This is a genomic window from Planococcus citreus (genome assembly GCF_003664125.1).
Lineage (GTDB): Bacteria > Bacillota > Bacilli > Bacillales_A > Planococcaceae > Planococcus > Planococcus citreus.
The window spans coordinates 380,892-404,648 of record NZ_RCCP01000003.1; the positions used below are offsets into that span (position 1 = coordinate 380,892).

At 48.9% G+C, this 23,757-nt stretch carries 16 protein-coding genes, 1 rRNA gene, 1 pseudogene and 2 riboswitches; all 18 genes and pseudogenes read left to right on the forward strand.

The features are described from left to right. Positions 1-16: 16 nt before the first annotated feature. Entirely contained in the window at positions 17-1,249 is a 1,233-nt protein-coding gene (locus tag DFR62_RS12025) for a helix-turn-helix domain-containing protein (RefSeq protein ID WP_121300601.1), read from the forward strand. A gap of 1 nt (position 1,250) precedes the next feature. Continuing rightward, positions 1,251-1,394 carry a hypothetical protein gene (locus DFR62_RS17415; RefSeq protein ID WP_158290796.1) on the forward strand — a complete coding sequence of 48 codons (144 nt, stop codon included), beginning with the start codon at positions 1,251-1,253 and terminating at the stop codon, positions 1,392-1,394. 162 nt (positions 1,395-1,556) lie between these two features. Continuing rightward, positions 1,557-2,222: a GNAT family N-acetyltransferase gene (locus DFR62_RS12030; protein WP_121300602.1), complete on the forward strand. Its 666-nt coding sequence runs from the start codon at positions 1,557-1,559 to the stop codon at positions 2,220-2,222. An 87-nt stretch (positions 2,223-2,309) separates the two neighbouring features. Continuing rightward, a complete protein-coding gene (locus DFR62_RS12035; protein ID WP_121300603.1) occupies positions 2,310-4,013 on the forward strand; it encodes a PucR family transcriptional regulator in 1,704 nt (567 codons plus the stop codon). A gap of 177 nt (positions 4,014-4,190) precedes the next feature. Beyond that, positions 4,191-5,387, forward strand: a complete 1,197-nt coding sequence (locus DFR62_RS12040) for a M24 family metallopeptidase (RefSeq protein WP_121300604.1) — start codon at positions 4,191-4,193, stop codon at positions 5,385-5,387. Positions 5,388-5,447: 60 nt separating this feature from the next. Then, positions 5,448-6,647 carry a cystathionine gamma-synthase family protein gene (locus tag DFR62_RS12045; protein ID WP_121300605.1) on the forward strand — a complete coding sequence of 400 codons (1,200 nt, stop codon included), beginning with the start codon at positions 5,448-5,450 and terminating at the stop codon, positions 6,645-6,647. A gap of 20 nt (positions 6,648-6,667) precedes the next feature. Beyond that, positions 6,668-7,861, forward strand: coding sequence for a M20 metallopeptidase family protein (locus tag DFR62_RS12050; protein ID WP_121300606.1), 1,194 nt, complete (start codon positions 6,668-6,670; stop codon positions 7,859-7,861). Between the two features lie 10 nt (positions 7,862-7,871). Next, positions 7,872-8,945 (forward strand): annotated as a pseudogene (locus DFR62_RS12055) (homoserine dehydrogenase); the annotation flags it as partial. 15 nt (positions 8,946-8,960) lie between these two features. Beyond that, positions 8,961-10,397 (forward strand): aldehyde dehydrogenase family protein, encoded by a 1,437-nt coding sequence (locus DFR62_RS12060; RefSeq protein ID WP_121300608.1) that lies wholly within the window; start codon positions 8,961-8,963, stop codon positions 10,395-10,397. A 336-nt stretch (positions 10,398-10,733) separates the two neighbouring features. Beyond that, the gene (gene ilvD, locus DFR62_RS12065) at positions 10,734-12,419 is read left to right on the forward strand and encodes a dihydroxy-acid dehydratase (RefSeq protein ID WP_121300609.1); all 1,686 of its coding nucleotides are present in this window, start codon (positions 10,734-10,736) and stop codon (positions 12,417-12,419) included. Between the two features lie 479 nt (positions 12,420-12,898). Continuing rightward, on the forward strand, positions 12,899-14,368 hold the full coding sequence (locus tag DFR62_RS12070; RefSeq protein WP_121300610.1) for a nicotinate phosphoribosyltransferase: 1,470 nt from the start codon (positions 12,899-12,901) through the stop codon (positions 14,366-14,368). Positions 14,369-14,380: 12 nt separating this feature from the next. Next, entirely contained in the window at positions 14,381-15,214 is an 834-nt protein-coding gene (gene nadE, locus DFR62_RS12075; RefSeq protein WP_121300611.1) for an ammonia-dependent NAD(+) synthetase, read from the forward strand. A 178-nt stretch (positions 15,215-15,392) separates the two neighbouring features. Further along, positions 15,393-16,343 (forward strand): AAA family ATPase, encoded by a 951-nt coding sequence (locus DFR62_RS12080; RefSeq protein WP_101189847.1) that lies wholly within the window; start codon positions 15,393-15,395, stop codon positions 16,341-16,343. Between the two features lie 35 nt (positions 16,344-16,378). After that, positions 16,379-17,554 (forward strand): DUF58 domain-containing protein, encoded by a 1,176-nt coding sequence (locus DFR62_RS12085; protein WP_241663060.1) that lies wholly within the window; start codon positions 16,379-16,381, stop codon positions 17,552-17,554. Further along, positions 17,551-19,737 (forward strand): transglutaminase TgpA family protein, encoded by a 2,187-nt coding sequence (locus DFR62_RS12090; RefSeq protein WP_121300613.1) that lies wholly within the window; start codon positions 17,551-17,553, stop codon positions 19,735-19,737. The genes DFR62_RS12085 and DFR62_RS12090 overlap by 4 nt, the downstream gene beginning before the upstream one ends. Before the next feature lie 31 nt (positions 19,738-19,768). Beyond that, positions 19,769-19,870: riboswitch (purine riboswitch) on the forward strand. A gap of 126 nt (positions 19,871-19,996) precedes the next feature. Continuing rightward, complete coding sequence (guaA, locus tag DFR62_RS12095; protein ID WP_101189849.1) at positions 19,997-21,535, forward strand: glutamine-hydrolyzing GMP synthase; 1,539 nt, start codon at positions 19,997-19,999, stop codon at positions 21,533-21,535. 114 nt (positions 21,536-21,649) lie between these two features. After that, positions 21,650-21,751: riboswitch (purine riboswitch) on the forward strand. A 109-nt stretch (positions 21,752-21,860) separates the two neighbouring features. Next, positions 21,861-23,198 carry an NCS2 family permease gene (locus DFR62_RS12100; protein WP_121300614.1) on the forward strand — a complete coding sequence of 446 codons (1,338 nt, stop codon included), beginning with the start codon at positions 21,861-21,863 and terminating at the stop codon, positions 23,196-23,198. Positions 23,199-23,670: 472 nt separating this feature from the next. Beyond that, positions 23,671-23,757: ribosomal RNA gene (locus DFR62_RS12105) — 16S ribosomal RNA — on the forward strand; the annotation flags it as partial.

Sequence of the window (23,757 nt, forward strand, 5' to 3'; positions counted from 1 at the left end):
AAAGAAAGGTGAGTTTATGAACATCGGTTCTGTGATTAAATATTATCGGCTCAAGCATAATCTCACACAGTCACAGCTTGCTGATGGCATCTGTTCCGTATCGCATTTGAGCAAAATCGAATCCAATACCTATACGCCGCACGAAGAAACTTACGAAGCGCTGCTTTTGAAAATGGGCGTGCAATTGAAAAAAGAACTGGAACACCAGAAGCGGCTTGAACAGCAATTGGGGCGTTTTATCGATTGCGCACTTCATTACGATCTCGACAATTTGCATAAAATCTATGAAGAGCTTTTGGATGAGGACGATTACCTGCAATCAACCGACCTGGTGAATCAATACGAATTGTATAAATTCCGCTATTATGTCCTGGATTTGCAGATGGACAAAGCGTCAGCACAGCAAAAGCTGCTTGAAAAGCTGAAAGCTTCTTTTACAGCACCCGAGTTATGGATGAGCCGATTTTTTCAGGCGCTCTATTTCACTACTTTAGGCCAGCAAAAAGAAGCAATGGACTTGATGTACAGGTTGGATCAAGGGCTTCAAAGCATTCCGCAAAAACTGGAAGGAGAATTTTATTATCAAAAAGCAAGAATTTTAATAGTACATGACCGTCTGGAGCTTTCTGCATATTTTGCGGAGCGGGCAGTGCGTTCTTACGAGATGCACCACAATTATATCCGTCTGCTGCATGCGCAATTGCTGCTCGCGATTAATTACACAAGGCGCAATCTAAGCACTCAAGCCGCAAGCTTATATGAAGTGGTAAAACGCAACGCCCATTTGACCCATCAGCATGAATTGTATCAATCGGTTCTTTACAATTATGCGGAATTAATGAAGAGCCAGAAGCAAGACAGCCAAGCATTCGAGCTGTTTTCGGAGCTCAAAGATGTGTTGCAGCCAGGAAGCTATATACACAAAGCGGTCATCGTCAATCTGCTGGAACTAAAAGGCGTAAGTGAAGAAGAAACAGTTGGCCTGATCGAACAATTGCGTATGCCCGGGACCCCGAAAGATGAAGAATACTTTAAGTTATACAGTGATTACTACGGGAAACGAGAATTTTCCCAACAAGAACTTTTGAACTATAAAGAAGATAAAATGTTTCCATTTTTCAAAAAATATGGTTATATAAAAGACACCAAACATCTTTCTGAAGAGCTTGCGGCTTATTACAAAGAGCAGCAAGATTGGCAGAAAGCCTATTACTATCAAACTCAATTTCTGGAAAGTGACGGTGAATAACATGGAAAAGAAAAAATTATTGGTTGGTGCAACCTTAGCGCTAATCTTGACTTTGTCGGCTGGATTGCCTCAAATCGTAACACAAGCAGAAAATGCTGATGGAAACGTGACAATCAACGGACCACAGGTATTGCCGCCAGTATAATAGAACAACAGGAAAGCTTGCCAATTCGGCAAGCTTTTCTTTTTAGCGAATTTTAAGTTTCCAAAGCCATTAACCTCAGACTCGCCTCATTCCTCTCATCCCTACTACTGTGTATATGCACTCTCTTAGGGTAAACTAATCAAAAAGAAAGGCGGCGACACAATGTATAAAAAACAGCAATACGTTTTCAAGGATGGGCCTCCGGTTTTAGCGACTATCAGGACCTACACAGAAGAAGACTTTTCTGGCTTGATCGAAGTCCAGCGTGAAAGTTTTCCGCCGCCGTTCCCTCCCGATTTGTTATGGAACGAGCGACAACTTGGAAACCATATCGCCTTTTATCCTGAAGGCGCAATCTGTGTAGAGATCGATGGCGAAATCGCAGGGTCCATGACAGGGATGCTCACGAAATTCGATCCCAATCGTCCTTTACATACATGGGAACAAGTGACTGATTCGGGATCGATCGGAACGCATGACCCAGACGGTGAATCGCTGTATGTTGTCGACATCGGCATCAAGCCGAAATTCCGCAAACTGAAACTTGGCAAGTTATTGATGGAAGCGATGTATGAGCGGGTCGTTGCGGACGGGCTCGAGCGTCTCGTGGGCGGGGGGCGCATGCCAGGGTATCATCGTTACGCGCACGAACTGTCCGCTGAACAATACATAGAAAATGTGCTGGCGGGTGAGCTGAGGGATCCAGTCATCAGCTTCTTGCTCAGTTGCGGCCGCATGCCGGTGACCCTAGTTCCGGGATATTTAGATGATGAAGAGTCCCATGATTATGCTTTATTGATGGAATGGAAAAATCCTTTTCATTTATAATTAGTTCTGATTATTCGGACACTTACTTTTTCGGAAGGTTTGTTTTTGCTATACTGGCAGAAACCAATGTAGCGCGGAGGGGATCATATGCAACTGACCGTGCAAGATGTCTTGGATTATGAATTGTTGGAAGGGGCGGTCGTCCGTACAGCCAAAGAATATGCACATTCGCAGCCTGTGCACTGGGTGTCGGTCATGGAAATGCCGGTGGAGAATTTCGTACGCCGCAATGAGCTGGTATTGACGACTGCGATGGGATGTAAAAATGAGTTGGAGACATTTCGCGGATTTGTCCAGGACATCATCGATTCTGGGGCAGCCGCCCTCATGATCGCGATGGGGCGGCACGTTTTTGAAATTCCCAAAGAGATTGCAGAAATGGCCGAAGAGCAGGCATTCCTGCTCATTGAACTGCCGTGGGAGCTGCGCTTCTCAACGGTCATCGAAGAAGTGATGATCGATTTAAACGATCTGCACCGTCAAGAGCGGCAACGTTCGGAACAAGTGCAGCAGGATTTATTGAAATTGATTCTGGCGGATGCGGAATTGGAGAAAATCGCTGCCTATATCCGCCGCGAGCTCGACAGTGCGCTGCTCATTACGGATGCATACGGGGCAGTGCAAGCAGCTGCCGGTTTTTCGCGCACCAAACTGGAAGCGTGGGAACAGCAGGTCGGCAAAGGGGTTTTCCCGATTCGCCAGGAAACTCCAAAAGGAAACCGCGACCCGATGATCCAGAAATTCCGCAGCGGAGAAATGGGCGGGCGAAAAATCGTCCAAGTACCGGTGCTTCAAGTATCTGAGGAAGCTCAGGGCTATATATTCGTCGAACTGCCGGAAAATGCAGGGGATGGGCGTCTCGATGTCTTTTCGGTTCATGTGCTGGAACATGCCGCAACGACGATTTCCTTATGGCGTTCTAGGCAAAACGCAGTGGAAGAGACAAAAGCGGCACTTCGGATGGATTTCGTCCGCGAGTTGGCAAATGGGGAGTTTACGACCAAAGAGCAGGCGGCTTCCCGGGCGCGTGCACTCGGCTATGACCTGGAGCTTCCATACATTGGCCTGGCCGGAAGCCCGGAGAATTTCCGTGAATTATTCGAACGCCGAGAACCCGACCGCAGTTCGTATACAGAGTGGTCGAAAAGCATGGTTGCCTATATTGAAGAAGAAATCCACTACGCAGCGCATGCTATGAAACGTACACTGATGACAGGTTATGCCGACGGATATTTGATCATCTTCCTGGAAAAGCCGCTTGAAAGCGGGCAGGAAAACCAAATCAATTTCCTCGATTTGATCGAACGGCGGCTAGGGAATTTATTGCCGGAAGTCGTTTTGTCTTGGGGCATAGGCGATCATGCGGAAGGATTCAAAGGGTTCAGCAGCAGTTTCCAGCATGCGAAAGCGGCACTTGAGATCGGTCGCATGAAAAAAGGGCCGGGACATCGCATGGATTACCGCGATACCCGTGCGGATCGCCTGCTCTTGCAATTGGCAAAAACCGAAGGGATGAAAGACATCATCCTGTCGACGATCCAGCCGCTCGTCGAGTATGACCAGCAGCGGCAAATGGACCTGATCGGCACTTTCTCAGCCTATAACCATTACCAGGGAAATGTCAGCCAAACGGCGCGCGCCTTGAATTTACACAGGCAATCGCTACTCTACCGTTTGCGTAAAATCGAGTCATTGACCGGATTGTCGCTTGTCGATCCAGACGATTTGTTTCTATTGGAATTATGCGTCCGCACCTATCGCATCCGGGCCACTGAACCGAATGATGCTTGAATGAAAGCCTTCTAAGTCAAGAAGGCTTTTTTGTGTGGAAAAATTGACTAAAGCGCTGCACGCATTTTCATACACTATGACGGATGAATTAAAAGAAGCCTGGCAGGTATACTGAGCACAAGAATAAAAGATTGACTATTCCGACTTTTAAATCGTGAACTAAGGAGGGGATTCCCCATGTCGTTTGGAACTGCAGAGTATCAGGGGCGTATCAGAAAAACGAAACAGCGGATGGCAGACAAAGGCATTGAAGTGCTGCTCATCACCGATCCTGCCAATATGAATTATTTATCTGGATATGATGCCTGGTCATTCTATGTACACCAGATGCTCATTGTCATTGAAGACGAAGATCAGCCAATATGGGTTGGCCGCATTATGGATGCAAATGGAGCGAAGATCACTACTTGGCTTTATCACGACAACATCATTGCTTATCCGGAAATCTATGTCCAAACGGAATTGCGCCACCCGATGGATTTCGTAGCGGAGATATTGACGCAAATCGGCCAGGACCGGCGTTCGATCGGTGTTGAAATGGATAGTTATTACTTTACCGCGAAATGTTTCGCCAGCCTGCAAAAAGGGCTGCCGAATGCCCGTTTTCACGATGCCACCTCCTTGGTCAATTGGGTAAGGTTAGTGAAATCCGATACTGAAATCGCTTACATGAAACGTGCGGCACGTTTTTCAGAAAAGGCGATGGCAGCAGGCATGGAAATGATTGGGGAAGGTGTCCGTGAATGCGACGTCGCGGCGAGGATACTTGAAGTGCAAGTGAGCGGCACGAAAGAACACGGCGGTGATTATCCATCGATCATGCCGCTTTTGCCGACGGGTGAACGGACGGCAGCTCCCCACCTCACGTGGACCGACAAGCGCTACAAACAAGGAGAATCGGTCACGCTAGAATTGTCGGGCTGTTATAAACGTTATCATTCGCCGCTGGCACGCACCGTGTTTATCGGGACGCCTGATGCAGAGCTTCAGCATCTTGCGGATGTGACGACAGAAGGCATCAACGAATGCCTGGCGATGATCAAGCCGGGCATATACTTGGAAGAAATCTGTGCCACTTGGACAAAAACAATCGCCCGTTACGGTTTTGAAAAAGAAGCACGCATCGGCTATCCGGTGGGCTTGAATTACCCGCCCGACTGGGGCGAGCATACCGCAAGCATCCGGATGGGCGACCGCACGATACTTGAGCCGAACATGGCCTTCCATATGATTCCGGCGATGTGGTTCGATGATTCGGGATTTGAGGTGAGCGAAACCTTCCGCGTGACGGAAACCGGCTGTGAAACGCTGGCGAATATGCCGAGAGGCTTGTTCACGAAAGGGCATTTGATCGGCTATCAAGGCGGCGCCTGATTGATTGAAATAAAAAACCAACATTGCCTAGAAGGCATTCAAAAATTGAGGAGTGAGTTCATGACAAACAAAAAAATTCATCAATCCACACAAGCAGTCTGGGGCGGAGAAAAAGATTATTTGGCACACGGGGCATCGCAAGTGCCGGTCGTCTTGAGCGTCGCCTATACGTATGACGATATGGACGATTGGTACGACGTTGCGATCGGCAAGAAAAAAGGCCATATTTATGGGCGCAATACGAACCCGACCGTTCAGGCTTTCGAAGACAAAGTGAAATTGCTCGAAGGCGCTGAAGCAGCGACGAGCTTTTCGACCGGTATGGCGGCCATCAGCAATACGCTTGCGACTTTCCTCGTGCCTGGCGACCGCATCGTCTCGATCAAAGATACTTACGGCGGCACGAATAAAATTTTCACGGAATTCCTGCCACGCCAGCAAATCGATGTTGCACTCGTCGATACCGGTGATCATGAGGCAATTGAAGCGGAACTCAAAAAGGGCTGCAAGATCCTCTATTTGGAAACGCCGACCAACCCGACTGTCAAAATCACGGACATTGCACGCATGGCAAAAGCAGGTCATGAAGTAGGGGCGCTGGTCATTATCGACAACACATTCGGCACACCGATTAACCAGAATCCGCTTGAAGATGGCGTCGATCTCGTTCTCCACAGCGCGACCAAATTCCTCGGGGGGCATGCGGATGCACTCGGCGGTGTACTGGTCGGATCGCATGAACTAGTCGAACAGGTTTATCATTACCGCGAAATCAACGGCGCGACGATGGACCCGATGGCCGCTTACCTGCTACTGCGCGGCATGAAGACTTTGCATTTGCGCATCCGCGAACAAAGCAAGAACGCCATGGCGCTCGCCAAATACTTGCAGACGAAAGACATCGTCGAAGACGTCTTTTATCCAGGGCTCGAAACGCATCCGAACCATGATATCGCCAAACGCCAAATGAAAGGCTTCGGCGGCATGCTGAGCTTTTCCGTAAAAGGAGGCGTCGACACTGTGCGTGATTTGCTGCCGAAACTCCAATATGCGAATCGTGCCGCAAATCTCGGGGCGGTCGAGACGACTGTCGGCCCGGCGCGTACGACAAGCCATGTGGAATGCACACCGGAAGAACGCGCCGCTATGGGCATCCCAGAAGGTTTGATCCGCGTTTCTTGCGGCATCGAGGAAATCGAAGACATCATCAACGATTTTGAGCAGGCATTCCAGCACGTCGAAACGGTGATGAACGTCTAATCGGAAAGCCGGGTGTAAACATGGAGAACAAAGATGAACTCCTGACAAAAGCGGAAAAAATGAGCAGCCGACTCAGTGAATGGCGGCGGAAGCTGCATCAATTCCCGGAACTGAGCTTCCAGGAATTCGAGACGGCGGATTTTATCGCATCTGTTTTGGCGACTATCGATGGCATTACCGTCGAACGGGGGATCGGCTTTGAGACGAGCGTAATCGCAACCCTCGGAAAAGGCGAGGGCCCGGTAATAGCACTGCGTGCGGATATCGATGCTTTACCGATCGACGAAGCGAATACATGCGATTACCGGTCGAAAACTACAGGAATCATGCACGCCTGCGGGCACGATGCGCATGCCGCCATCCTGCTCGGCACCGCTTCGCTTCTCGCGGACTACTTTCAGGACAAGCCATTGGGCGGAATAGTCAAGTTCATTTTCCAGCCGGCAGAAGAAATGATTGACGACGAATCCATGTCAGGCTCACCGTATCTGTTGCAAGCGGGCGCTTACGACGAAGTGGAGCTGGCGATTGCTCTTCACATGTGCCCATGGCTACCAGTCGGTGCAGTACAAATGCATGACGGCATCAGCATGGCGAACGTCGATGTGTTTCATGGGTCGATTCATGGAACCGGCGGGCATGGTGCCTATCCAGAACTCGGCAGCGACCCGACTTGGATGCTCGGCCTCGTTTTACAGGCGCTGCATGGCATCGTGCCGCGGAAAGTATCCGCACTCGAACCCGCAGTCGTCAGTGTCGGAAAAATCCATGCAGGAACTGCCAGCAATATCATCCCGCACGAAGTTCAAGTGGAAGGAACTGTGCGAAGCTATTCAGCCGGCACGCGTGATCTGCTCGAAATGGAAATCCGCGATGCATTCGCACTCGCGAAACATCTGGACGGCGATTATTCCTTCCATTACCAGCGGGGAGAGCCTGCGTTAATCAATGATCGGCATGTGAATGAACAGATCACAAAAGCTATCCAAAAAACGGATCCATCTATAAAGTTCATTCATCAGGCGTTCGGCATGGGAGGCGAAGACTTCGCTTATGTCACGCAGCAGTTGCCGGGGGCAATGTTTTTCCTCGGCTGTTCGCTGGATGACGGAATCGAGCGGGATTTGCATACGCCGTATTTCGATATCGATGAACGCAGTTTGCCGCTTGGCGCTGCCATTTTAGCGAACGCGGCAATCGAGTTTTTCACTTGAACGGGCGAGCAAGGAGAACAGGAGGGAAAGCATGACACATAAACTGGCATTTATCGGGTTCGGCGTCGTCGGCCAAGGGCTCGCGGAAATCCTGCACAATAAACGGCAAAGCCTGCGGGACCGAGAAGGCTTTGAAGCGAAAGTCGTCGCGATATCCGATTTCAAGAAAGGCTCGTTATACCATCCGGACGGGCTCGATCTCGAAACGGTCTTGGACGTTGTACAAAAGACCGGAAGTTTGGAAAGCTATCCGAAAACAGAAGGGCTCGTCACAGGGTGGAACAGCCTGGAGACAATCCGGCAATCGAATGCCGACACCGTAGTGGAAGTATCCTATACCGACGTGAAAACCGGCCAGCCGGCAATCGACCATTGCCGCGCAGCTTTCCAAAGCGGCAAGAATGTCGTCATGACCAATAAAGGGCCGGTTGCGCTCGCTTACCAGGAACTATCATCTTTGGCAAATAAGCATAACGTCTCCTGGGGCTTTGAAGGTACGGTCATGAGTGGGACGCCTGCCCTGCGGATGCCTAAACTGGCGCTTGCCGGAAATGACATCACGGAGATTCGCGGGATCTTGAACGGCACGACCAATTTCATGCTCATGCGAATGGACGAAGGTGAAAGCTATGAATCTGCGCTCAAGGAAGCACAAAAGCTTGGCTATGCTGAAGCGGATCCGACGAGTGATGTCGAAGGACTCGATGCGCGCTATAAAATCGTCATCCTCACACAGCATGTCATGGGCATGCCTTTATCAGTCGAAGACGTTGAATGCACGGGCATTTCGCAAATGACCCCGGAACTGATCGAACAAGCACGCACGGAAGGGAAACGCTGGAAGCTGGTAGCCACAGCCAAAAAAGAAAACGGGGTGGTTTCAGCTAAAGTGGCAGCGGAAAAAGTGCCGCTGGATGACCCGCTCGCTTCCGTTTCAGGAGCGCTCAATGCCATCACTTATGAAACCGACCTATTGGGACCTGTCACCTTGAGCGGCGCAGGAGCCGGTAAAACGGAAACCGGCTTTTCCTTGCTCATCGACTTATTGACGATCGCAAAGGCAAGAGAAGCGGTACGGTCATGAAAGGAGGAGGAATAGATGGCGACACATGTTGAAGGCCGGAAAATGTTTCTGGCAGGTGAATGGATAGACGGAAAACAATGGATCGACGTCACCGACCCTCAGGATGGATCTCTTGTCGACCGGGTACCCGCCGCAACGAAAGAAGATATGGAGACGTGCATTGAGGCAGCTAAATCAGGCGCACAAGTTGCTGCACGGATGCCGGTCGTTGAACGCATGCAAATTATCGGAAAAGCAGCGGATTATATCGAAACGAACGCAGAACACTATGCGCGCACCATCTCTAAAGAAAGCAGCAAAACCATTCGAGAAGCACGGAAAGAAGTGGGACGGGCAGTTGAAACTTTGCGCTTGAGCGCAGAAGAAGCGCGGCGCATTACCGGTGAAACGATTCCGTTCGACCAATCACCTGGCGGAATCGGCAAAGTCGGCTATTATCGGCGCTTTCCACTCGGCATCATCGGGGCAATCACGCCGTTCAACGATCCACTGAATCTGGTGGCGCATAAAGTCGGCCCGGCCATTGCATCGGGCAATGCCATTATCGTTAAGCCGGCAACTGTCACGCCCCTTAGCGCGCTGTTATTGGCGCAAGCCTTTTCACACGCGGGATTGCCGGAAAAAATACTTTCCGTTATCACCGGAAGAGGCGGGGAAATAGGGGATGTCTTAGTCGAACACCCTGCTGTCCGGATGATCAGCTTTACCGGAGGCGTCGAGACCGGGCTTGCGATCACCAAAAAAGCAGGGCTGAAAAAAGTGGGTATGGAACTCGGATCGAATTCGCCGGTCATCGTCTTGCAAGACGCCGATTTGGAAGACGCGGTGGCATCATCTGTATCGGGCGCATTTTGGGCAGCCGGGCAAAACTGCCTCGGCGTACAGCGGGTCTATATCGAAGATCCTGTATTCGATCTGTTTAAAGAACGATTCGTCGAGCAAACGGAACGCTATATCGTCGGCGATAAACAATCTGAAATGACGGATATGGGTCCGTTGATCACGAAAAAAGAAGCGAAGCGCGTCGAAGGGTTGGTCCAGGAAGCACTGGATAAAGGTGCTACGCTCGAGACGGGTGGCGAGCGTGACGGCGCATTTTACTCGCCGACGGTACTCACCGATGTGCCTGCAGATTGCACGCTCGCAGCAGAAGAAATCTTCGGCCCGGTCGTATTGCTCTATCGAGTGGCTGGTTTGGATGAAGCGATCGAACGGGCAAATGCCGTCGATTATGGGCTGCAGGCCGGAATCTTTACGAAAAATCTCGACCATGCCCACCGTGCGATCGAAGAACTCGAAGTGGGTGGTGTCATGATCAATGACAGCAGCGATTTCCGGATCGATGCCATGCCGTTCGGCGGCGTTAAGCAATCGGGGCTCGGCAGGGAAGGCGTCAAATTTGCCATCCAGGAAATGACTGACACGAAAGTGGTCTGCTTTAAATTGGGATAGCTGAAGCACGAAGCGCATAGCCGGCAAGCTATGTGCTTTTTCATTGTTATAGCGCACTATGTAAATTTAGACATCGAATTAATCAATAATGGGCAGAAAAGCTTTTATACCATATGAAAGCGGATACATATATAATATCTGTGACAAATTGTGAAATATTATTATTAATTATCGTTTTATTCGTTGAATTCTGAAAAATGTCCTCTATAATAAAGAGAAACTCAAATCAGCCAGGAAATCACTTCCTCGCTGCTAGCTAGTTGATCTAAGGGGCCGTTAATAGGTACCCTGTGAATCCGCAGAGCAGATACATAGAAAAGAAAGGATAGGATACTTATGAAGAAGGATTTGCGCATCAAGAGTAAGGTTTTCAGCGAAGGGCCGATGAAAGCCCCGAACCGGGCAATGCTGCGGGCGGTCGGAGTGACGGATGAAGGTTTCGAGCAGCCGATGGTCGGCATCGCAAGCACATGGAGCGAAGTCACGCCATGTAATATACATATCGATGAACTGGCAAGAGCGGCGAAAAAAGGTGCTCAAGAGGCCGGGGCTGTCCCATTCATTTTCAATACGATCACCGTTTCCGACGGGATCTCGATGGGGACCGAAGGCATGAAGTATTCACTATCGAGCCGCGATGTCATCGCGGATTCTATTGAAACGGTCGTCGGCGCAGAAAGTCTGGACGGGCTTGTCGCAATCGGCGGCTGTGATAAAAACATTCCCGGCTGTTTGATTGCCATCGCAAATTCCGAAGTGCCGGCAGTATTCGTTTACGGTGGCACCATCGCGGCCGGGCGCTATAATAGCCAGGATATCGACATCGTTTCTGTTTTTGAAGGCGTCGGCCAGCATAATAACGGCACAATCGATGACGCGGCGCTGCGCAAAATCGAATGCAGTGCATGCCCTGGTGCGGGTTCATGCGGCGGCATGTATACGGCGAACACAATGGCGTCAGCAGCTGAAGCGATGGGCATGAGTTTGCCTGGAAGTTCTTCGAATCCGGCAGTGTCTGAGTACAAGGAAGCGGACTGTGAGGCGGCAGGTGCTGCGGTGCACAATTTGCTCGAACTTGGCATCTATCCTAAAGACATCATGACCAAAGAAGCGTTCGAAAACGCCATCACGGTCGTCATGGCGCTTGGCGGATCTACCAATGCCATCCTTCACTTGCTTGCGATTGCACACGCTGCGGAAGTGGATTTGACAATCGATGACTTCAACCGTCTTCAAAAAACGGTTCCACATATTGCGGACCTGAAACCGAGCGGCAAATACGTCATGCAGGACCTTCACCGCGTAGGCGGGGTACAGGCAGTTATGAAGATGTTGCTCGAAGCTGGCTATTTGCACGGCGATTGCATGACGGTCACCGGCAAAACCGTCGCACAAAACTTGCAGGAAGCACCGAGCCTGACAGAAGGACAAGACGTCATCATGCCGTTCGATAACCCGAAACGAAAAGACGGCCCGTTGATCGTCCTAAAAGGCAATCTATCTCCGACAGGCGCGGTTGCCAAAGTGTCTGGTGTCAAAGTCAACCGCCACACAGGCCCAGCGCGCGTCTTCGATAATGAAAAAGAAGCGACTGCAGCGGTCATGGCGAACGAAATCAATGATGGCGATGTATTGGTCATCCGTTATGTCGGGCCAAAAGGCGGTCCGGGCATGCCGGAGATGCTGTCGATTTCAGCGATTCTCGTCGGGAAAGGCATGGGCGAATCCGTTGCGCTCCTGACCGATGGACGGTTCTCGGGCGGCACGCATGGCCTGGTCGTCGGACACATCTCACCGGAAGCGCAGTCGGGCGGCCCGATTGCCTTGCTCCACGAAGGTGATATGGTGACGATCGATTCGGATCTGCAGGAAATCTCTATGGACGTTTCTGATGAAGAACTTGAAAAGCGCAGAAGTGAATGGGTCGCACCGCCGCTTCACCGCAAAGGCGTTCTCGGCAAATACGCCCATAATGTTTCCTGCTCTTCCAAAGGGGCCGTTACGGATTATTTGAATCGATAACTGAAATAAACAGCGCCGATCCGGGCATATAACCGGATCGGCGCTGTTTTTAAATCGTCCAGGAGTTGGAAAAGGGCTGCCCTCAAGTGAGGACAGCCCTTTATTTATTAGGTAACAACCGTGTGTTTTGACTTAAATATTAACCCGTAACGAACGGGGAATCATTTCCATTGAAAGTGTTTGCTTTCATTGCCGCGGTAATAGTTCCACTGGGTGCTTTAAACTTAAGCAACGTAAACCCTGCCTTCTTTTACGTCCTTGCGATCCTGTAATCGCGCCAGTGTGAATAAGTATCTTCAAAAACATTGCGTAGAATGCCAGTCATCAAAATTTATGTGTTACCTCGTAGTTAACTCTGAATACTATCTCATATTTTTGGGTATATGTCAATGATAGGGCCTATGTGGCGATTCATCATCTTATAATATAAGAAATTTGATGTATAATGATAGTCATTACTGTGGAAGAAGGGGATTTTTGTGGAAACGCGTTATGCAGATGATAGCTTGGCATTACATACCGATTTATACCAAATCAATATGGCGGAAACCTATTGGGCGGATGGGATGCATGAACGGAAAGCAGTTTTTGAATTGTTTTTCCGGAAATTGCCATTCGGCAATGGTTATGCCACATTTGCGGGGCTTGAGCGAGTACTCGATTATTTGAATAACTTCCATTTTTCGGAAAGCGACATTGATTATTTGCGCAACGAACTTGGCTATAAGGATGATTTTTTAAATTATTTAAAAGAAATCCGTTTTACGGGGGATGTTTATTCAGTCGTCGAAGGCGAGCTCGTTTTCCAAAATGAACCGCTGATTCGCATCGAAGCGCCTCTTTTGGAAGCGCAATTGGTCGAGACAGCGCTTCTGAATATCGTCAACTACCAGACTTTGATTGCCACCAAAGCAAGCCGCATTAAACAAGTCGTCGGCACAGAACGCGTCATGGAATTCGGTACGCGCCGTGCACAGGAAATGGATGCAGCGATTTGGGGCACACGCGCAGCGTATATTGGCGGTTTGGAAGCAACGAGCAACACCCGTGCCGCCAAATTATTTGGCATTCCAGCAGCCGGCACCCATGCCCATTCGATGATACAGGCCTATAAAGACGAATACGAGGCGTTCCATGCATATGCAAAGCGCCATCGTGAATGCGTCTTTTTAGTCGATACTTACGACACGTTGAAATCTGGCTTGCCGATCGCTATCCAAGTGGCGAAGGAGCTCGGTGACAAAATCAACTTCCGCGGCATCCGCTTAGACAGCGGAGATATTGCCTTTTTATCCAAGGAAGCACGGAAAATGCTCGATGAGGCAGGGTTCCCTGATACCGAAGTGGTCGTTTCCAACGATTTGGATGAATACACCATCCTCAACTTGAAAGCGCAAGGAGCAAAGGTCGATGCATGGGGAATCGGGACAAAGCTTATTACTGCATATGACCAGCCGGCACTTGGCGCAGTCTATAAACTCGTTTCAATTGAAAACAGTGCAGGCGAAATGGAAGACACCATCAAAATTTCGGGCAATGCGGAAAAAGTGACGACGCCCGGGTTGAAAAACGTTTACCGGATTATAGATAGGGAAAACGGAAAATCAGAAGGTGACTACATCACGATGCATGATGAAAACCCGGCTTCTGAAGAACGTTTGAAAATGTTCCACCCCGTCCATACATTCGTCTCGAAATTCGTCACCAATTTCGATGCCGTCAACATCCATCAACAAGTCATTAAAGCAGGCGAAGTCGTTTATGAAAATCCGCCGCTCAATGAAATACAAAAATATGCGGTAGGGACGCTCGACTTGCTGTGGGATGAATATAAGCGATCGCTTAATCCGGAAGAATACCCAGTTGATTTAAGCGAAAAATGTTGGAACAATAAAATGCGGAATATCCAGGAAGTGCGGGAATCGGTTCAAGAATTCACGAACAAATAAGGGAGGATCCACATGTCGACATTACAACAGCAGATCATCAATGAATTGAAGGTGCAGCCTTCTATTAATCCACAGGAAGAGATCAAGCGTACGGTCGAATTCCTCAAAGAATACTTAAAGCACCATTCATTTCTGAAAGGTTTTGTGCTCGGTATTTCGGGCGGTCAAGATTCGACACTTGCCGGTAAACTGGCACAGATGGCAGTCGATGAACTGAACGAGGAAGCAGGCGATCAAATTTATAGCTTTTACGGTGTGCGCTTGCCATACGGCGTCCAATCCGATGAGCACGACGCACAGGATGCCATCCAATTTATCCAGCCGACGAAAGTCTATACCATTAACATCAAAGAAGCTGTCGATGGCAGCGACCGCGCACTAGAAGCGGAAGGCATCAAATTGACGGATTTTGCCAAAGGCAACGAAAAAGCGCGTGAACGCATGAAAGCGCAATATTCGGTTGCGGCCATGCACAATGCGGTCGTGCTCGGTACTGACCACGCAGCTGAAGCGATTACCGGTTTCTATACGAAATACGGCGATGGCGCAGCTGATGTAGTGCCATTGTTCCGATTGAATAAGCGTCAAGGGCGTGAAATGCTGAAGGCACTTGGCTCGCCGGAGCATTTGTATACAAAAATCCCGACCGCCGACTTGGAAGAAGACAAACCGGCCATACCGGATGAAGTCGCGCTGGGCATCACATATGAGCAAATTGACGACTATCTGGAAGGCAAGGAAATTGCCGACGATGCGCGTGAAAAGCTGGAAGGCTATTACTTGAAAACCCAGCATAAGCGCAATTTGCCGGTGACGATTTTCGATGACTTCTGGAAAAATAATTAATAAGACAACGGGAAAAGCATATGCTTTTCCCGTTTTTTCAATTTCAAGAGTGGTTCAAAGGAATCCTTCAAACCGGCATGCCGTGATGGCTCAGTTGAGTTATCGCCTGGAATCCGATATGATGGCAATAAGATTGTGATTATTCAAAACCTTTTTCACTTATATGGGAGGAACCGATATGAAAGCGACAGAACGATTAGGAAAAGTCATAGATAATATCGAAAAAGTGATTATCGGAAAACGCGAAATCGCCGAGTTGAGTCTGGTCGCTTTATTATCGCATGGCCATGTTTTGCTTGAAGATGTTCCGGGCGTCGGCAAGACGATGCTTGTCCGGGCGCTGGCAAAATCAGTCGGGGCGGATTTCAAACGTATCCAGTTCACCCCGGACTTATTGCCTTCAGACGTAGTAGGCGTTTCCATCTATAACCCGAAAGACATGCAATTCCATTTCCGCCCTGGCCCGATCATGGGCAATATCGTCTTAGCGGATGAAATCAACCGGACGTCACCGAAAACGCAGTCCGCATTATTGGAAGCAATGGAAGAGGCGTCAGTTACGACAGATGGCGTGACGATGCAGATCCCGAAACCATTTTTCGTCATGGCGACCCAAAACCCGATTGAATATGAAGGAACCTATCCATTGCCGGAAGCGCAATTGGACCGCTTTTTGCTGAGAGTGAAAATGGGATACCCGACGAGAGAAGAAGAAATTGAAGTATTGACCCGTTCCCAGTCGATTCCGCCGATTGAAGAGCTTGAATCAGTGCTGACGCTAGAAGAACTGCTCAAATTGCAGGAAGAAGTGCGGACGATTCGCGTGGATGATACGATCCGTACTTATATTGTAGAATTGGCGACTCAAACCCGCCGCGACCCTTATGTCTATCTCGGTGTCAGCCCGCGCGGCTCGATAGCCTTGATGAAGGCGGCACAAGCTTATGCCATGCTCAAAGGGCGTGATTATGTCACGCCGGATGATATCCAGTACTTGGCGAAATTCGTCTTTGGCCATCGCATCATGCTCCGTTCGGAAGCCCGCTATGACGGGATTACAGCCGAAGAACTAACGGAACGCATCATCGCTAAGACGCGTGTTCCTGTACAAAGGCTTGTGAATCAATGAAGCGGGTCAAACAAATTTTAAGTTCTTCGGGCAGGATGATATTTGTGCTCATCCTGCTTTTTTTGACTTTTTCGTTCGCCATGTTCCAAGGCGGCTTCGTCAGTTGGTTCATTTTCTACGTATCTGTTCCTTTCATTCTATACTCTGTCTTGCTGTCGTTCTATCCGTTGCGGAATTTGCGCGCAGAACGGGTAGTCCATACCCCGCGAGTGCGGAGCGGCCACCGTTTTTCGGCTACTGTCACCGTTCGGCGGGCGTTTCCGTTCCCGTTGCTTTACACCGTCCTCGAGGAACAGGCACAATCTGCACGGCTTAAAGTCCGCATGGCCGATGCAGGCCGTCAGCTGCTGCTCCCGGGATTTCGCCGTGAATTTTCCTGGACTTATGAAATCGGGGAAATGCCAAGAGGCGAACATGTTTTAGAAGGCGTCACGGTAGAAACCGCCGATTTTTTCGGGTGGGTAAAAAAACGCCAACTGCTGCCAGCCCGCCAGTCCGTCCTAGTTTATCCGAACACTGTTGAAATGATGTACCGCCCCATCGGTTCCAGTTTTGACCAAGGTTCGATCGCGGCGCCATTTACTTTAGTGAAAGATACCACGATGGCGAGCGGTATCCGCGATTACCAGCCGGGAGACCGGGTCTCCTGGATACGCTGGAAATCGTTTGCACGAACGCAGACGATGCGCACGAAAGAATTCGAAGACCGTCAATCGCAAGATTTGTTCTTGCTTGATGACCGTTCCCCATCCGAAAGCTTCGAAATTCAAGTCGAGCTAATCGCTTCGATTCTCACTTCTGTAGTGGCATCCCATGCCAGTGTCGCCTATTTATCCGCCGGCACGCCGCGCGCCTTTTTCCCGCTGATCCAAAGCGATGAACAATTGCAGCGCGCGCTCTATCATTTGGCGAAAGTCCAGGATGATTTGGACCGGCCGATCGAAGCGGTTGTCGGACAGGATTTGAAGCAAGTCCGAGTGTCGAGCCTAGTCTATGTAACGGGTTCGTTGTCACGCGAAATGGTCGATGAAATCCGCCGGAACGTAACGAGTTTGAGCCAGTGTTTGTGCCTGGTCGTGACAGAAGCTGGCCAGTCGGTCACCCCGGAAGACGAAAAAAACCATCAATATGCAAAATCTAAAGGCTTCCACGTAAAAGTTATCGGGCCAGAGAATTTCGCTTCGGCGTTTATGGAGGCGAATCGTTCATGACATCGATCAGAAAAAATAAAGTATTTATGGGCTTATTGTATATTTTGGTATTTTTCTTGTTGTCTGAATGGTTGCGCCCTGTCATCGAATTAACCGAAACCGGCCATCACCGGCTGTTTTTGGCTTTTGTGGCACTGGGTCTCGTGATGGCATTCTTTGACATTCCGTGGTGGATCACTGGTCCCTTGAAGTTGTTCTATATTCTGTGGTTTATCGTCTATGTTTACACAGGAAATCTCTTCTTTACGGCAGAAAGCATACGGTTTGTCGTGGAGCAGGCGAGTATCAGCTTATCGGCGCTTTTCAGCCAAGATTGGCAGGCAACCACTGATGTATTTCGCACCGTTCTGTTCTTTGCGCTGTTGTGGATGGCTATCTATCTAATCCATTATTGGGTCAGTTTCCGCCTTAGCATCTTCTTATTCTATCTTTTGACGGTCATTTTCGTTGCTGTTCTGGATACATTCAGTCCTTATTCGGGCGATGCAGCGATTGTCCGCATCATGGTCATCGGCTTATTGCTAGCAGGCTTATTGCATTTGGCCAGATGGATGGAACGACACGGCGCAGCAGCGAAAACGGATAAACTGCTAGTCTTTTCGATTCCCTTATTACTACTGTTGGTCGCTTCGACCGCGCTTGCGTTTTATCTGCCAAAAGCAGATCCAATTTGGCCGGACCCTGTTCCGTACATCACCTCCTATTCCGGAAAAGGAGGTGTCGGTGAAGGAGGCGTCGGGCGCATCGGTTACGGCGTTGATGATTCACAGCTTGGGGGCTCGTTCGTTTCTGATGATGCGACTGTTTTCAGGGCGGAAGTCGAAGAAGGTCAGTACTGGAAAGTCGAAGTAAAAGATGTCTATACCACAAAGGGCTGGGAGCTTTCGGAAGAAGATGCGGATGAGCAGCTTTACCGAAACGGCGATGAAGTTACGACAGACTTTCCGCCAGCAGGGGAAGAGCGTTCTTCAGCCCTAGTGGATATGCAGCTACCGTTTCCGTTCGTTCTCTATCCTTACGGCACTGCTTCATTCTTAATGGAAGAAACACTGGATTATCGTTATGATCCGGTCCAGCAGCGCTTTGACACATTGCAAGAGAATACCGCTTTTGAACCGGATGTCTATGAAGTGTTCTATAGTGAACCTTCTTACAGCCTGACAGCATTGCGTGAAACAGATACGGAACAACTGTCTGAACTGCCGCCAGAATACGACCGCTACTTGCAATTGCCTGATGAATTGCCGGAGCGGGTTGGGGAACTAGCGGAAGAAATCGCTGCCGGGTCAGATACTGTTTACGGCCAAGCACAGGCTGTCGAACGTTATTTCGGCACCAATGGCTTTGAATACAGCCAAAGCGATATAGCTATTCCAGCGGAAGACCAAGACTATGTTGATCAATTCCTTTTTGAGACGCAGCGGGGGTATTGTGATAATTTCTCAACTTCGATGGTCGTCTTGTTGCGTTCATTGGATATTCCAGCACGCTGGGTGAAAGGCTTCAATGAAGGCGAAGTCATCGATACAGTAGATGGCTACGACGTATACGAAGTCACCAATAATAACGCGCATTCTTGGGTAGAAGCTTACATGCCAGGCGTGGGCTGGATGATGTTCGAGCCGACCATCGGTTTCACTGGATCCTCTTCCATTGATTTCGATTTGGAAATCGACGCTTCGGAACCGGAAGAAGAGGAGATGCCCGACCGCCCTGAACCTGAACCTGAAGCGCAGCCAGAACAACCGGATGGCGACGCAGGAACAAATGCCAGCCCAACAGTGGGTGAGCGTTTCCTTGCTTTTGTCTCCGAACAGGCTGGCAAGCTCATCGCAGCAACAATCGTCTTGTTATTGCTCGCATTCATGCTATTCAAGATCCGCAAGAAATGGATGCCCAAAGTGTTGATTCCTTATTACCGCCGTAAAGTGGGGGACGCGGAAACCTTTGAAAAAGCCTATCTGCGGCTCTTGAAGCAACTGGAGCTTTATGGAATAAAACGAGCGCCAGGCCAAACATTGCGCTCTTATGCTGAATACGTCGATTCATTCTTTGGAACGAAAGAGATGACGAAATTGACGGCAGCGTATGAAAAATCCGTGTACGGTGGGGACGCCGAATCAGTCGACTGGCCGAAACTGAAGGAAAGTTGGGAAAATTTAATCAATCGGACAAGCGGTTGATTTTGAAAACACTAGCCTGTACAATTGAGAAAATTATAGAATACAGTGCCCTCATATATGTCCGATGATACGGTTCGGATGTCTCTACCAAGTCACCGGAAATGACTTGACTATGAAGGCGGATGACGCATGCTTATTTGCATGCGCATTCGTCTTTTTAACGTAGAGGACAAGAACGCGAGGAGTGATTTTTTCGCGTTCTTTTTTATATTGTGGCCTGAATCGAATAGAAGAGGTGAAGGATTTGCCAGTCAGCCCTATGTTGAAGGAACAGAAAAAAATCGTCGTCTTGGATTTCGGCAGCCAATACAACCAATTGATCACGCGCCGCATCCGTGAAATCGGTGTCTATAGCGAACTCCATCCGCACACGATTACCGCGACAGAAATCAAAGAAATGAACGCAACAGGAATCATCTTCTCAGGCGGACCGAATTCCGTCTATGACGAAAATGCATTCTCCATCGATCCGGAAATTTTTGAAATGGGACTGCCGATACTCGGCATCTGCTACGGCATGCAATTGATGGCATTGCGTATGGAAGGGAAGGTCGAAAAAGCTTCCAACCGCGAATACGGCAAAGCCGAACTAACCTTGACGAAAGAAAGCTCCATTTTTAAAGACGTGCCAGAAGAACAAATCGTCTGGATGAGCCATGGCGACCTCGTCACAGCGGCGCCTCCTGGGTTTGATGTCATCGCTACAAGCCCTGGCTGCCCGATTGCAGCAATGGCAAACGAAGAGCGTAAACTATACGGCGTCCAGTACCATCCGGAAGTCCGCCATTCCGTTTACGGAAACGAAATGCTCCGCCAGTTCGTCTTCGATGTCTGCGGCATGAAAGACGAATGGTCGATGGAAAACTACATCGAATTGGAAATCGCGAAAATCCGCGAGCAAGTGGGCGACAAGAAAGTCCTTTGCGCACTAAGCGGCGGCGTCGATTCTTCAGTTGTTGCCGTCTTGATCCACAAAGCAATCGGCGATCAATTGACGTGCATGTTCGTAGACCACGGCTTGCTCCGTAAAGGGGAAGCGGAAAGCGTCATGAAAACCTTCGCCGACGGTTTCCACATGAACGTCATCAAGATCGATGCCCGCGAGCGCTTCATGAAAAAACTTGAAGGTGTCAGCGATCCTGAACAGAAACGCAAAATCATCGGCAATGAATTCATCTATGTGTTCGACGATGAAGCAGAGAAACTGAAAGGCATGGACTTCCTTGCACAAGGGACGCTCTATACAGATATTATCGAAAGCGGCACAACGACTGCCCAAACAATCAAATCCCACCACAACGTGGGCGGATTGCCGGAAGATATGCAATTCGAATTGATCGAACCGCTCAACACTTTGTTCAAAGATGAAGTGCGTGCGCTCGGCACCGAGCTTGGCATGCCAGATGAAATCGTTTGGCGTCAGCCATTCCCAGGCCCAGGCCTCGGCATTCGCATCATGGGGGCTGTCACTGAAGAAAAACTTGAAATCGTCCGCGAATCGGATTGGATTTTGCGCGATGAAATCAAAAAAGCCGGCCTTGATCGCGACGTCTGGCAATACTTCACGGTGCTTCCGGATATCCGCAGCGTCGGTGTCATGGGCGATGCCCGCACATACGATTATGCAATCGGTATCCGCGCAGTTACTTCAATCGACGGCATGACATCAGATTGGGCGCGTATCCCATGGGATGTGCTCGAGAAAATCAGCGTCCGCCTCGTCAACGAAGTAGATCACATCAATCGCGTATTATACGATATTACGAGTAAGCCACCTGCAACCATCGAGTGGGAATAGAAACAAACGGCTGCCATTAGCAGCTGTTTTTCTATTTTACGAACTTTCAGTTAAAAAAATAGATAATTGTTCGTGTTTCACCTTGTTTTTCCATACCTATCGTGGTATTCTATAAATGAAATTAAATAAGCTTGTCGTATAAATTCAGGAATATGGCCTGAGAGTCTCTACCGGTTCACCGTAAATGATCCGACTACGATTTTTTGTCCGCCTTATAAAATAGGCGGACTCTCTGTTTTCGGGCGGGGATAATCGGACGCATACGGCAAATCGCTGTATGCGTTTTTTTCGTAGACTTATACAAAAGCATACGGAGGAATTATGTATGAAGAAGTATTTTCAATTTGAAGAACTTGGAACAAACTACCGTCAGGAATTCATTGGTGGTTTAACAACATTTTTGGCAATGGCTTATATCTTGGTCGTCAATCCGTTGACGCTGACGATGGACTCGATTCCTGATTTAGATCCTGCCCTCCGAATGGATTACGGAGCAGTATTTATGGCAACGGCTTTAGCAGCCGCTATCGGCAGCCTGTTAATGGGGATCGTCGCTAAATACCCGCTCGCTCTGGCGCCAGGCATGGGGCTCAACGCTTTCTTCTCTTATACAGTTGTTCTAACGTACGGAGTGCCGTGGCAAACTGCTTTGACTGGAGTGCTCGTTTCAGGATTGATTTTCATTCTGCTGACATTGTCAGGCATTCGTGAAACGATCATCAACGCCATCCCAGCCCAACTGAAATATGCAGTCGGTGCCGGTATCGGGCTTTATATTACATTTATCGGGCTGCAGAATGCAGGAATCGTTGTAGGCAATCCCGATACGCTTGTGGGACTCGGAGATTTGACGACTGGTTCAGCTTTACTCGCGATTTTTGGTTTGTTTGTCACAGTGATCATGATGGTTCGCGGAGTGAAGGGTGGAATTTTCTTCGGAATTTTAATCGCTGCTGTAGTCGGGATGATCTTCCAAGTAATCAGCTTCCCGACTGCCATCATCGATTTGAATGTTCCAAGCCTTGCGCCGACATTCGGCGTCGCGCTAGAACCAATCTTCAATGATCCTGGTTCATTGATGACTATTCAATTCTTGGTTATCGTCCTAACATTTTTGTTTGTAGACTTTTTTGATACAGCTGGAACATTGGTGGCAGTTGCAAACCAAGCGGGCTTGATGAAAGATAATAAATTACCGCGTGCAGGAAAAGCTTTGCTCTCTGATTCAATTGCAACAGTTAGCGGGGCAATCTTCGGAACATCGACAACGACTTCGTACATTGAATCGACATCAGGCGTAGCAGCCGGAGCTCGTTCCGGTTTTGCTTCAGTAGTTACTGGAATCCTCTTCTTGGTTGCGATTCTTTTCTATCCATTATTGTCAGTGATCACGAGTGCGGTCACGGCGCCAGCGTTGATTATCGTCGGAGTCTTGATGGTGTCAGCTCTTGGCCAGATTGAATGGGGCAAATTTGAAATCGCTGTTCCAGCGTTCCTTACAATGATCGCGATGCCGCTCGGTTATAGTATCGCAACGGGGATCGCAATCGGATTTATTTTCTATCCAATCACGATGATGGTCGCAGGCAGAAGAAAAGAAATTCATCCTATCATGTATGGATTGTTTGTTATCTTCGTTTTGTATTTTATATTTCTTGCTTAAAGAGAAGCTGCCGGCTTATGTCGGCGGCTTTTTTGTATATATAAGAAATCTTTCTTCTATATAGAAGAAAACTCATTTAAATGAATCGGTGATGAGTGTTTCATTTATGGTTATCTTTCTATTTACAGACACCATTATTAACGACTGGGGAAGGAGGTAAGTATTTGTATGAAAGGAAGCTAACTCCTTTCAAAACTGTAATAATTTTTTAGTTGAATATTTAGAATATTACGTTATAATAAGAAGAGTAAAAGTTTCTCATAAAAGCTTGACGGGATTTTTTCAGCGTGCTATATTAGTCAAGTCGCCAAGAGAGGCGCACAACATGAACCTTGAAAACTGAACAGCAAAACGTCAACAATACAGCCGCGAGTGATCGCGGCAAACGTACTGATCAGCTTCGGCAGATCAAGCGAATCGCGCGTCTTTCGAGACGGCGATGCGCCAGCAGTATTGAGCAATCAACTACTCTATAATGGAGAGTTTGATCCTGGCTCAGGACGAACGCTGGCGGCGTGCCTAATACATGCAAGTCGAGCGGAGATAGTGGAGCTTGCTC